This is a genomic window from Blastopirellula sp. J2-11 (assembly GCF_024584705.1).
Lineage (GTDB): Bacteria > Planctomycetota > Planctomycetia > Pirellulales > Pirellulaceae > Blastopirellula.
In genome coordinates, this window is record NZ_CP097384.1 from 2,919,891 (window position 1) to 2,931,543 (window position 11,653).

At 55.7% G+C, this 11,653-nt stretch carries 10 protein-coding genes and 2 tRNA genes; 10 read left to right on the forward strand and 2 right to left on the reverse strand.

Annotated elements, in window-relative coordinates:
* Positions 1–503: 503 nt before the first annotated feature.
* Positions 504–576, reverse strand: a tRNA-Ala gene (locus M4951_RS11840).
* A 25-nt stretch (positions 577–601) separates the two neighbouring features.
* Positions 602–675 (reverse strand) — tRNA-Ile (locus M4951_RS11845).
* 291 nt (positions 676–966) lie between these two features.
* On the opposite strand from M4951_RS11845, the gene M4951_RS11850 reads away from it, so the two are divergent.
* The 10 genes from M4951_RS11850 (at position 967) to M4951_RS11895 (ending at position 11,637) form a co-directional block, all read left to right on the forward strand.
* Positions 967–2,880: a redoxin family protein gene (locus M4951_RS11850; protein WP_262026690.1), complete on the forward strand. Its 1,914-nt coding sequence runs from the start codon at positions 967–969 to the stop codon at positions 2,878–2,880.
* A 221-nt stretch (positions 2,881–3,101) separates the two neighbouring features.
* Positions 3,102–3,395, forward strand: a complete 294-nt coding sequence (locus M4951_RS11855) for a hypothetical protein (protein ID WP_262026691.1) — start codon at positions 3,102–3,104, stop codon at positions 3,393–3,395.
* 315 nt (positions 3,396–3,710) lie between these two features.
* Complete coding sequence (locus M4951_RS11860; RefSeq protein ID WP_262026692.1) at positions 3,711–4,199, forward strand: hypothetical protein; 489 nt, start codon at positions 3,711–3,713, stop codon at positions 4,197–4,199.
* Positions 4,200–4,514: 315 nt separating this feature from the next.
* A complete protein-coding gene (locus tag M4951_RS11865; protein ID WP_262026693.1) occupies positions 4,515–5,402 on the forward strand; it encodes a BON domain-containing protein in 888 nt (295 codons plus the stop codon).
* A 299-nt stretch (positions 5,403–5,701) separates the two neighbouring features.
* Positions 5,702–6,283 carry a hypothetical protein gene (locus M4951_RS11870; RefSeq protein WP_262026694.1) on the forward strand — a complete coding sequence of 194 codons (582 nt, stop codon included), beginning with the start codon at positions 5,702–5,704 and terminating at the stop codon, positions 6,281–6,283.
* 120 nt (positions 6,284–6,403) lie between these two features.
* Entirely contained in the window at positions 6,404–7,297 is an 894-nt protein-coding gene (locus tag M4951_RS11875) for a helix-turn-helix domain-containing protein (RefSeq protein WP_262026695.1), read from the forward strand.
* A gap of 320 nt (positions 7,298–7,617) precedes the next feature.
* The gene (locus tag M4951_RS11880; protein WP_262026696.1) at positions 7,618–8,154 is read left to right on the forward strand and encodes a sigma-70 family RNA polymerase sigma factor; all 537 of its coding nucleotides are present in this window, start codon (positions 7,618–7,620) and stop codon (positions 8,152–8,154) included.
* A gap of 64 nt (positions 8,155–8,218) precedes the next feature.
* Positions 8,219–9,925 (forward strand): LamG domain-containing protein, encoded by a 1,707-nt coding sequence (locus M4951_RS11885; protein ID WP_262026697.1) that lies wholly within the window; start codon positions 8,219–8,221, stop codon positions 9,923–9,925.
* 200 nt (positions 9,926–10,125) lie between these two features.
* On the forward strand, positions 10,126–11,031 hold the full coding sequence (locus tag M4951_RS11890) for a DUF1559 domain-containing protein (protein ID WP_262026698.1): 906 nt from the start codon (positions 10,126–10,128) through the stop codon (positions 11,029–11,031).
* 192 nt (positions 11,032–11,223) lie between these two features.
* Complete coding sequence (locus M4951_RS11895) at positions 11,224–11,637, forward strand: Ig-like domain-containing protein (protein WP_262026699.1); 414 nt, start codon at positions 11,224–11,226, stop codon at positions 11,635–11,637.
* Positions 11,638–11,653: the final 16 nt, after the last annotated feature.

Here is an 11,653-nt window from a genome sequence, read left to right on the forward strand (position 1 = left end):
GATATCCGATCTATTTAACGATATTCGCTCGAGAATTTCACCTTAAAATTAACCCCCAGCTTGTAGAACCGGGGGTCCGGTTACTTTTGCATTCTCTATATTCTCACGCTCACTTCCGCGGCCGCAAACTGAACTCGCCCCCTCCTTCCACTCCCCTTCACTTGCGTGACGAGTCGCTTCCAAAGAAAGCATGTTTCAATCGCAAACCACGTCTGCAAGACGTGATGAATGCCATCTACTTCATTTGCCAAATTGTCAAAGAACTTGCTGGCCAAGTTGGCCAACCGCTCGAACTGAGCGAGGAGAGTTCAGGCTCGATTCTCTCGAATCCTGATGACTGAACTCTCCTTGATCAGTCTCGATCCCCTTGGGGAAGCGTCCAAATATATCGAAACCGAAATCGAAGTAAAGGGGCTGACTGCAATTTTCTGAAAAGTTGTTCCCGAGGCTGTTTACGGCGATTCAACGCGTGTTAGCCAAGGTTGCTTTTCAGGTGAAAGCAGTGGAGCCGACCCGGATCGAACGGGCAACCTCCTGCGTGCAAGGCAGGCGCTCTCCCAGTTGAGCTACGGCCCCGATTCGGTCCAAACCGATTCGGAAGTGGGCGCACCAAGATTCGAACTTGGGACCTCGTCGTTATCAGCGACGCGCTCTAACCAACTGAGCTATGCGCCCTTGTTGACGGCATTGCCGTAACAGGAATTCGTTATTCTAGGCAGCAAGCCTTTCTTGTCAAACGGGCTACGGCCCTGTGTTCAAAAATATGCCCCAGGAACTAGCGAAAATGCGATAAAACCGCTGCCGATCAAGGGTTCGGCTCTGAAAAAGGAGGTGAAAAAATTGGGATTGGTTCGCCTAAACCCCTGCGATTCGTCGAAAATTGATGGTGAAGTAAAAGGGGAAAGTGTGGATAATCCCTGGTGCTGTCACCACTGGAGTCTCTCAGAAGCAAGGACGCATAGAACAATGGCGATATTCAAGCCTTACACAACTCTCTCGTTGGCCGCCGCGCTGGCCGCTGCGGCAACAGGGACGCTGCAAGCCGCGACTCCCACCGTCGAACAGGCGCTGCAGCTTACTCCGCTTCAGGAAGTGGAATACGAAATCCCCACGGCGGACGAAATCGCCAAGTGCTCTATCCGCTCGGAAAAGATCAACGGCGCGACCGGCTGGGTCGTTTATGGTCCTGCCGGCGAAAAGATGCGCCAGTTTGTCGATTCCAACGGGGACAATAAGGTCGATCTCTGGGCCTACTACAACAATGGAATCGAGGTCTATCGCGATCTCGACACCGATTTCAACAGCAAGGCCGACCAGTATCGTTGGTTGGCGACCGGCGGCTCACGCTGGGGATTTGACGAAAACGAAGATGGCGCGATCGACCGCTGGGAGATCATTTCTCCCGAGGAAGTCTCGGCCGAAATCGTCGCCGCTGTCCGTGACAAAGACGTCAAACGCTTTCAATCGCTGTTGCTCACGGCCGAGGAAGCGAAGGAATTGGGGCTCGGCAAAGAGAAGGCTGCCGAGTTGACCAGCTCGCTGGCGGCCGCCGCGAAGGACTTCACGCAATGGGCCGCCGCCCAAACTGCCGTGAAGAACGGCACGAAGTGGGTTCACTTTGGAGCGACCCGGCCTGGGATTGTCCCGGCCGGAACCGACGGCGCGAGCCAAGACTTGCTGGTCTATGAAAATGTCGCCGCCGTCGTTGAAACCGCTGGCGAGCATAGCCAGATCGATATCGGCACATTGGTGAAGTTTGGTAACGCCTGGAAAGTGATCGCGGCGCCGCGCAATGCTGCCGTCGCTGATTCGGCGGCGTCGCAAGGCTTCTTTTTTCAAGCGTCGTTTGCGGCCAAACGTCCTGGGATGGACGGGGCCGGCGGGCGTCCGGCGGTCAACGCCGAAGCGCAAAAGCTGCTGGATGAGTTGGAAGCGTTGGATGACAAGTTGACGATGGCGACCACCGCCGCCGCTCGCCAAGACGTGACGAAGAAGCGTATCGTCACGATCGAAGCGTTGGTTGCGGCCAGCGGCGAAGGAGAAGCTCGCGACAACTGGCTTCGTCAATTGGCCGACGCAATTAGCGCCGGCGTGCAAACTGGCGAATATCCTGACGGCATGGCGAAGCTGAAAACTCTCGCCGATGCAACCGCCAAAGCGGCGCCGGGCAGCGATGTCGCGTCGTACGTCCAGTTCCGTCAAATGAGTGCAGACTACACCCAGCAGTTGCAAGATCCGAACGCCAACTTCACCAAGGTGCAGGACGCGTGGCTCGAAAACTTGGAAGGGTTCGTCAAGGCCTACCCCAAGAGTGATGACGCCGCCGAAGCGATGTTGCAGCTGGCGATCGCCAACGAATTTGCTGGTGAAGAAGACAAGGCGCAGGCCTGGTATGCACAAATTCGCGACGACTTTGCTGGCACTTCGCTGGCGAAAAAGGCGGAAGGTTCGGTGCGACGTTTGACTTCGGTCGGCAAGACGATCAACGTGGCGGGCAAAACGCTCGACAACAAGCAGGTCAGTCTCGCGTCGCTCAAAGGTCGCGTTGTCTTGGTCCACTTCTGGGCGACCTGGTGCGAACCTTGCAAGCAAGACCAGACGATCATGCGTCAGCTGCAAGCGAAGTATGGTCGCAAGGGCTTTGAATTGATCGGGGTTAGCCTCGATTCGGACAAAGCCGATCTGTCCAAGTACCTGGCGGAGACGCGCCTGACCTGGCCGCAGATCTATGAAGATGGTGGACTCGATAGCCCGTTGGCGACCGATTTGGGCGTGTTGACGCTGCCGACGATGTTTTTGGTCGGCGCTGATGGCAAGGTCATCAGTCGTAATATTCACGTCAGCCAGCTCGATACCGAATTGAGCAAGCTGCTGAAATAGCTGCTAGCGTCTGCTTGAGTCGAAGTGAACTAGAAAGCCGTCCCCATCGGGGGCGGCTTTTTTTGTGACAAAATGGGCTGACTGCGGGAATTGCTCTTCGGGAAACATGGCGACTTTAGTAAAAAGTGCCCCATCGGGTGAGAAAGTGGAAAAGAATTCACGACCCGACCGAGACATGGATGTCTTGGCTACGTATTGCTTCTGTTACTTCGAGGGCACGGATGCTAGGACTTATTGATGTGGTCGACTCCAGAGGGTTGTGGCTGTTGGCCATCATCTATTGCTTGAGCGCTGCTTGGGTAACGCTTGCTCGCAAGCGGCGGTTCCGCGGCTGGATTGCAACGGCATGTCGCTGCGGCGCTGTCGCGTCGATGATTGTCGTGTGCGGGCTGGCGATACTTCAGATCGCGATCAACTGTCCTTATTGGATTTGCAGCGCCAGCGTGTTGTCGCTCTTGGTAGTGGGCTGCGTCTTCGACAGTCAGGGAAGTCGGGTCTCTTATCATTCGATCTAGCGAGTGATTCTTTGCGGCATCGCACCTGCTAGCGGCGGTGTGGTTTGCCGGTTGCTTGCATCGCTCTTTCTCGGTTCAGCCCGGTGCTTCCAACGCCTGTAGGCGATCTTACTTTCGGCATGATTGCCAAAACCGGAAAAAAACCTACCTTTCAGCCCTCCGATCTGCCGAAATCATTGCTAGAAGTCTGTCGCTGTTGTTTTGCCTGTGGTGAAAGCAACGCCAGCCTTCTGGATCAATGAATCACTTCGCCCCCAGCAGCAAAGCAGGGTTGGGGCGAATTCATCAGATGTGTCGCACTGCAATCAGGAGGCGATGATGCGATTTTCGTGGATCGGGAGCGCCAGCACGTTCCTTTTATTCGCGCTGCCGATGTTCGCATTGGCTCAAGCGCCCGGTCAGCAAGTGCCGCTTGGCATGCCGATCAGCGCTGGCCAACCTGCCAGCTATCAGCAGCAAATGCCTCCTGGCTATGCTCCGGGTCAACAAGTCCAACAGGTTGGCTTCCATGGTCAAGCATGCCCTCCAGGGCAAGGTTGTCCGCCGATGCGTGGTCACGGCCACGGAATGGTAGGCAACGGGGATCCCGGTTACGGACCCGCGCCCGGCATGGGCGGAGCTCCGGGCTATCCCGGTTTCGGCGTTGACCAATATCCGAAACAACACGCGGCCGCCGCGTATCCGTACATTGGCCCGCACTATCCGTATCCGCAGATTCCGCTCGGCTGGCAAAAGGTGAGTTTGGAATGGGATGACGGTTATTGGTGGCTGGACTTCAAGCATCGGAAGTCGAAGCACCACTAAATTGGGTCGCCAGCGGGTAGACATTTTCCAGAGCCTCGTCCCGCGACGAGGTTCTTTTATTGCGCAGGGAACGATTTTGAGGCCCTTTGTGTCCTCAAAATCGAAAAAATAGTGCCATTAGGACGTCTGCATTGCCGACAACTAATGACAGTTATGCCGCTTCCGCGGCGCCTAGCGAAGCGCAAGCGACGCAGCATGAGCAGCAAACGTCATCGCCGGTCGGCTTTTGAAAGTCGACGTTTCCGTCCCGCAACGGGAGCCAAGGCGGACGTGATTCACTCGGATCGCTTACGGATATACTCAGGAGGGGGAACCATGCGACGGTTTTGGAAATTAGCGCTTCTGGCGGCGATTACGCTCGCCCCGGTTGCGACGCTCAACGCTGACGACGCGGAGATTTCGCGCCAGATCGTTGAGCAGCTTAACGACAAGAAATCAGAAGGAAGCCTCAAGGGTTTCAACATCGGGCTTAGCGTCGAAAACGGCGTTGTTTGGCTCGAAGGGCATGTCTCCGACAAGTCGCAGCACGACATGGCGATTGATATCGCTCGTCGCATCTCGGGTGTCGAGCAGGTTGTCGACGGCGTGACCGTCAATCAGCCGAACGCTCCGACCGTCCAAGGCGTGTTGGTTTCCGCGGCCGAAACGGTCCAGCCAGAAGGCCAGCCCCGCGAATTGCAGGCTCAGCCGATCTACGCGGACTTGCCTCGCACGGCTTCGGCAGCTCCGCTGGGGCCGCAAATGCTTCGCCCGGTTCCGGCCGCTTCGCAGCAAACGCCGACCATTGCTCAGATGCCTGTGTATCAACAGCAGCAGCAAACGCAACAAGGTCAGGCGCAACAGCAGGGGCAGATGCCGCGTGCGTTTGCTCCGGCCGGTACGCAAGACTTCCGCTATGCTTCGGCTCGCATGCAGCCGCCGGCTCCGATCCAGCCGCCGTCGTACTATCCGACCGCGTCAGGCTACGCCGCTCCGGTTCGCTATGACAATCCGCAGATGCCTGGCTACGCTTGGCCAGCTTACGCGGCTTACCCGAACTACGCTGCTCTGCAATACCCGAAGCAGTACTCACCGGCTGCTTGGCCTTACATCGGCCCGTTTTATCCGTACCCGCAAGTTCCGCTCGGCTGGCGTAAAGTCACGATGGAATTCAACAAGGGTTGGTGGACAGTCGACTTCAAGGCTCGTCGACACTACCGCTAATCACCGAGTTTCGTAAGCGATACCATCACCGATAGCGAGTAGCCGTTTAGCCAGGGCGAAAGCTGGATGGCGATCCGAACCCCTGAAAGTTTGCTGCCTTTCAGGGGTTTTTTCGTGCGCAGAGCGAAAATCGAGCCCTCCTTTCAGGAAATTGCCGTGCGACCGGAAAAGGCCGCAAGTTTGTTACAGCTTTACACGATAAATAGCACTAGCAGCAAATGCCGCGCATGCGTGCGGCGACCTAAAGGATTGGGCTTCGCCCGCAAAACAGCGCCCTGGCAAAACTGAGAGGTTGATCCATGTACCGTATAAGCCTTCGCACCGCCCTTGGCCTGGCGATCGTGGCGTCGACGCTGAACAGCGTCGGATGTACGACTCAAGGTCCATTTTTGGGCCCATTTTTTATGCCTTTTCCGGTTTCGCCTTACTTCCAAGAGGCGAAGGAAGATGAATTCCTAGAGCATGAGCGGTATGGTCGCGTACCGATTCTGCCGCCGATTCCGCCAGGCGGACCGCACGTCGCGCTCGACCCACCGAGCGATGACGAAGTGATCCGCGCCTTGGAGCGAGCTCGCCCGACTGAAGGCGGCATGCCGTTCCTGCACGAAGTGAATCGTAACAACGTTCGCATCAAGAAAGAAAAGATCGCCGACTATGTCGATCCGCCCCGCGTGATGCCGCTGGTTGGCCCGGTTCAACTACACCATGCTCACTATAAGTGCACGGTCAACTTCACCGAAGTCAAGCGTATCGGCTGGCCCTTCCCGCATACGTTGGTGGACGAAGAAACCATCGAAGTGGTCTACATCGACCACAACCACCTGCATCGTGTCGGCGACCCGTACGAAGGTTCGCAGCCGATGGGCCCGCCCAAGCGATAACAAGATCGCCTGGCGATGCTAAAAAACAAGGAACCGCGTCCACGCCCGGATGCGGTTTTTTTATGCGCTGGTCGCGCACGTTCATTACGCGGCTGCCGATTGCGATTAATATAGACGCCTATGTCTCATCCTCCTCCCAAGTCGTCGCAGATCGACCCCCTTACGGGGCGACGAATGCTCGTGCGCACGCAAACCGCGCTCACGGAAAATCTGCCGAGTTGGGGAGTCGCGATCCTCGAGAGCCATCACGCGCCAGGCTTCGTGATGGAGTGGCGCTCGCACCCCTTTATCAAGGTTCTTTACGTCCTGGCTGGTCGCGGACAGATCCATATTGGCGCCGATAGCTACACGGTTGGGCCGCGCGATATCGTCGTTGTGCCGGCCGAGCGACGGAACCGGATCGAGGATGATCCGAGCTCGCCGATGTCGCTTTACGTCTTGTGCATCGAAAAGCGTCTGCTGGGGTTCGATCCGCACGTCACCTCGGTCTTGCCGCACGGCAAACAGGCCTGTCAGCTTCATTTCTCACAGCGGATCGAACGCCGGCTGCGCCGTTTGCTCTATCAGCAGTGGCAAGCCGATCCGACCACTCCGTTGGCGATGGTCGCCAACGCTTTGGAAGTGCTGGCGCTGCTCACGTCGGAGTCGATCCCTGCGGGGCAGACGATCAGCGATCTGAGCTTGGAGCCCGACGTTGACGAAATCGCCGCGTACGTCCGTCACGTCGATTCGTACTTCTTTGAGGCCAGCACCATCGACGATGTGGTCAAAGAGCTAGGCATGCCGCGCCGCCGCTTCACCCACATCTTCCGCCGTCTTACCGGACAAACCTGGCTGAACTACGTACAACGCAAACGCGTCGACCACGCATGCCAACTGCTCGAAGAGTCAGACCGCACCATCGCGTCGATCGCCTTCGAATGCGGCTTCGGCGAGTTATCGACCTTCTACCGAGCCTTTCGCAAGATCCGCGGCGTTACGCCGAAAGCCTGGCGCAAGACGCACCGCGAATAAGGATTCTTCGAAGTCTGTTGCGCAAGCCGTGCGGCAGCAATATGAGGCGCCAGCGTAATGCTCGGGTAGTGCGAAGCTACTTTTGCGGAGCATAAGTTGACTATTGGGCATGGTTTTTATCGTTTTTCTGCAGGCCCAATTTTCCACACGGTTCCAGGATGAAATATTGGGACTCGTGACGGCGTTTTAATTTCGCTTGCGGGGGGCTGCACTGGTTTAACATGCAGAATTGATCCATTGGTCTAGATGGAAAGAGGCGATATTTTATTTTTTTTGAGATTGCTAGTCACACTGACTAGGTCCATGACAAGGTATTGGTAATGAGCAGCCAAGATGCCGAGTTCGATGAATCGTTTGCCGGACTTGTCGCCGAGAATCATGTTCAATTGCGATCGTTCGTGCGGATGCTTGGAGTCGATCCCGAATGGGTTGACGACCTTGCGCAGGAGACCTTTTTGGTGGCGCTGCGTGAAAGGGAAAGCTTTGATGAACAACAGGATGTCGGAAAATGGCTCCGCGGAATCGCTCGAAATCTGGTGAGAAACGAAATCCGCAAGGGCGCGCGCCGTCAACGTCTCCAGCATGTGGTCCTTGCCGATATGTTGTTGCGATCGTCGGAAGCGGATGACGACTGCCCAGAGTGGAGTTCGACTCGTCTTGCGCATCTGCGCGATTGCGTAGAGCAACTGCCGCCGAAGAGTCGACAGATTGTTTCCGGCAGATATTCGGATGGTTGGAAAGCGCCTGACTTAGCGGCTCACTTGGAAATGTCGGTCGATGCCGTGCGACAAGCGCTCGTCCGGATTCGACAGCAACTGAAAACATGCATTGAACGACGAATCACGGAATCGATTTAGCTGCGGTTGCGATTCAGTCCAATTCGGCAATCCGAGATAATAGCGTTTTACTTAGGATGATTTCGTGGCATTTCAGTCTCGCTTTTACGAATTGCTGGCGCTCTTGCTGGATGACGCCGCTACCGATGCGGAACTGGACGAACTGGTTGCCGTAATCACGGCCGACCCTGCGAAGCTGGCTCAACTGAAAGATCATCTGGTTCTTAGTGATCGCCTTTCTCAGTACGAAGATACGCATCGAGACGCGGTGAGATATGTCGAATCTCTCAAAACGCGTGCTCGAGCCGAGAGGCAATCGGATGGCTTTGTCGCAGCGGTCATCAACTCGTCGCACTCCACGAACGGAGAGCGAGCAACACAGCCAGACCAGCCGCAAAGTTCTCGCATTTGGGCTTGGGTCGGACTCACGGTCGCCGCGTCTCTCGTGATAGCGTTATTGAGTTGGCGTGAGATGCGCCGCGACAACGAAGATTTGCCCGCGATTGCGACCTCGACAAATCTTGAACAGGAGGAAGCCGCCACCGACTCGGGCGTCGCCGTGTTAACGCGCGTGGTGGGCGTCGTCGGTGCAAACACCGCCACCTGGCACGAGGGCTCCACGCTGATTCCCCAGACGCTGGTCTGGGACAAGGGGGTACTGCAGCTTGAATTTTATAGCGGGGCCACTGTGGTTGCCGAAGGACCAGCTTCTTTAGAAATCGTCGATCCTAGTCACATTATTTGTCACTTCGGGAAATTGCGAGCCAATATTCCGGAGCCTGCCCAAGGGTTCACGATCTTGTCCTCGACGATGGAAGTGGTCGATTTGGGCACCGAGTTTGGCATGGAAATATCCAGCGATGGTTCGATCAACGTACAAGTATTTGAGGGGAAGATCGAACTCTACGAATCAAATTCAAATCGGAATTTAGCGACGCGTCAGGAGCTTTCCGAGGGGAAGGCGCTGGCGATCTCGGCCGATGGACTTTCTAAGCCGCTCGATTCTGAAACGTTGAATTTTATTTCGCCCAATCAACTTTCGACTTTGACCAGCGAAGCGTCTCAGCGACATTTGCAAAATTGGTTAGAGCACCGCGGCGCGATCTTGGATGACCCGCGAGTGATCGCTTACTTTCCCTTTGATCGCCACGAAACGGAAGATCGCCGCTTGGTGGGGTATGCCGCCGGCGGACAGGAATTGACGGGGGCGATCGTCGGTGCGCAATGGGCCGAGGGGCGGTGGCCTGGGAAGTCGAGTCTTGAATTCAAACGTCCTGGGGATCGCGTGCGGATCTCGATCCCAGGCAGCTACCCGTCGCTGACGTTGGCAACTTGGATTCGACTCGACGGACTAGACCGGCGCTTCAATTCCTTGTTACTGACGGATGAGTTCAAGGTGAACAATCCGCACTGGCAGATTCATCAAGAGGGGCACCTCATCCTCGGCGTTCCTGATCCAGGAGTCGTGGCGACACATAACTATCGCTCTCCCCAAGTGTTTCAGCTGCAGGATATTGGGAATTGGGTGCAAATTGTCACCGTCTATGACGCGACCGATCAACAAGTACGGCACTACCTAAACGGCAAGCTGATCTCGTCGGAACCGTTCCAGCCAACCGCACAAGGCGCGTTGGTCCTGGGCGATGCGACCATCGGAAATTGGAGTCCGCAGAAAGGCGCGCTGCCATCCAAAATCCGCAACTTCAATGGTCGTATGGATGAGTTGACCGTGTACGGCGTCGCCTTGAGCGGAGCTCAGATTTTAGAGCTGTTTCGATGGGGACGTCCCTGAAATTCGTTGGCGTAGGAGAAGCATGGACCAACTACATGACGTCACGTTTCGAAGAGACGGCCCGCAGCCGGTTCCGTTTTAACTCAAATCTGATCGGATCGGCGATTTACGAGAAATCGCCGATCTCACAATCACTTGATTCGCTTCATTTTATCGCTGCCTTTTCTTTATTCTCTTATCTCTAGTTCAAGGTAGATTCTATGCTTGTTCGCAAATCCGCTTTCACCCTTGTCGAGTTGCTGGTCGTGATCGCCATTATAGGCGTATTGATTGCACTATTATTGCCCGCCGTCCAGCAGGCTCGTGAGTCGGCTCGAAGAATGCAATGCACTAACAACCTCAAGCAGATGGGGCTGGGACTGCATAATCATCACGATACGTTCGGCAATTTTCCTCCTGGTCAAATGAGCGTTTCCAATCGGGATCAAGCAGGCGCCGCCAAAGCTTGGAGCGATAAGAATTCGTTGAGTTGGATGGTGTTTGTGCTGCCGTACATTGAGCAGGAAAGCCTGTTTCAACAGATCCGGGACGAGAATGACAATTTCGACGTCTACCTGGATCGATTTTCTTGGTGGACGACGGGGACCAATTGGGGGCAAATCGCAGTCGATGGTTTCATGTGTCCCTCGTGTCCGATGCCCACGGCGAATCCCCATCGCAAAGACAACGCCAAGACCAACTACAAAGCGATCTTAGGTACCGAATACCCCGACAATCTGGCCACCGATGATGCGGGTTATATGAAGAAGTTTAGCGGAACCTTCTGGCTGAACAGCGAGACGGGGTTTAATGACCTTACCGATGGAACCAGCAATACGGTCTTCATTGGAGAGCAAGACGGAGCCGAAAAGCCGCGTCGCGCCTCGTGCTGGGTGGGTTCGGATAAAGCGCATTGGCTGAATAACAATCTCGGGTCGACTTCCGCGAATCCGAGCTTCACGATCAATGGGTCAAACGCCTGGGGGGCTTTGGGGAGCATGCACCCCGGTGGAGCCAATTTCTGCCGTGCCGACGGATCGGTCGTCTTTATCCCTGAGACGATTGATGGAACCGTCTATGAGAGTTTCGGGACGAGATCCGGAGGGGAAGTCACTCCCAGTCTCTAGATCGTCGGCGTCAGCCTAGCGATGTGGAAGTTGGCCAGTTTCACAATGGGAGCTGCGTCCCGCGAGTGGTTGGTGAATCAATGAGATTGGCCGCGAGATTTGGCGATGTCGCCTAATAGCCCCCCCCATCGCTGTCGACTTCGCACGATGAAAGTCGACAGCTCTCTTCCTCGAAAGACGAGAATGCATAATATGTTTAGAATCCAATCGCAGTCATGGCTGCGTACGTTTCCTGCCGTTGCGACAGGACTATTGCTACTGGGATGTGGTCAATCAGGTCCCGCAACCGGTCTGGTGTCGGGAGCGATCACGCTCAACGGCGAACCGTTGCCGAGTGCGGAAGTTGTCTTTTACCCCGATTCGGGGCGCGCCTCAAGCGGCGCTACCGATGAAAATGGGCAATACGAACTGATGTTCACCTACGACACGAAGGGTTGTCTGCCTGGTGAGCATCAAGTTGTTGTCAGCACGCGGGTTCTCTCGAGTGACGAACCTGATGCGGTGAGAATGCCAGAATTGGTACCGCGCAAATACCGCAAGAAGGGAGAGTTGACCGCGACTGTGGAGCCTGGGAAGAATGTAATTAATTTCGATTTGACGAAATAGAAGCGGCTTGAAGATC

Coding starts and splice junctions, on each gene's coding strand:
- M4951_RS11850 (WP_262026690.1), top strand. CDS start 967: ATGGCGATATTCAAGCCTTACACAACTCTCTCGTTGGCCGCCGCGCTG.
- M4951_RS11855 (WP_262026691.1), top strand. CDS start 3,102: ATGCTAGGACTTATTGATGTGGTCGACTCCAGAGGGTTGTGGCTGTTG.
- M4951_RS11860 (WP_262026692.1), top strand. CDS start 3,711: ATGATGCGATTTTCGTGGATCGGGAGCGCCAGCACGTTCCTTTTATTC.
- M4951_RS11865 (WP_262026693.1), top strand. CDS start 4,515: ATGCGACGGTTTTGGAAATTAGCGCTTCTGGCGGCGATTACGCTCGCC.
- M4951_RS11870 (WP_262026694.1), top strand. CDS start 5,702: ATGTACCGTATAAGCCTTCGCACCGCCCTTGGCCTGGCGATCGTGGCG.
- M4951_RS11875 (WP_262026695.1), top strand. CDS start 6,404: ATGTCTCATCCTCCTCCCAAGTCGTCGCAGATCGACCCCCTTACGGGG.
- M4951_RS11880 (WP_262026696.1), top strand. CDS start 7,618: ATGAGCAGCCAAGATGCCGAGTTCGATGAATCGTTTGCCGGACTTGTC.
- M4951_RS11890 (WP_262026698.1), top strand. CDS start 10,126: ATGCTTGTTCGCAAATCCGCTTTCACCCTTGTCGAGTTGCTGGTCGTG.
- M4951_RS11895 (WP_262026699.1), top strand. CDS start 11,224: ATGTTTAGAATCCAATCGCAGTCATGGCTGCGTACGTTTCCTGCCGTT.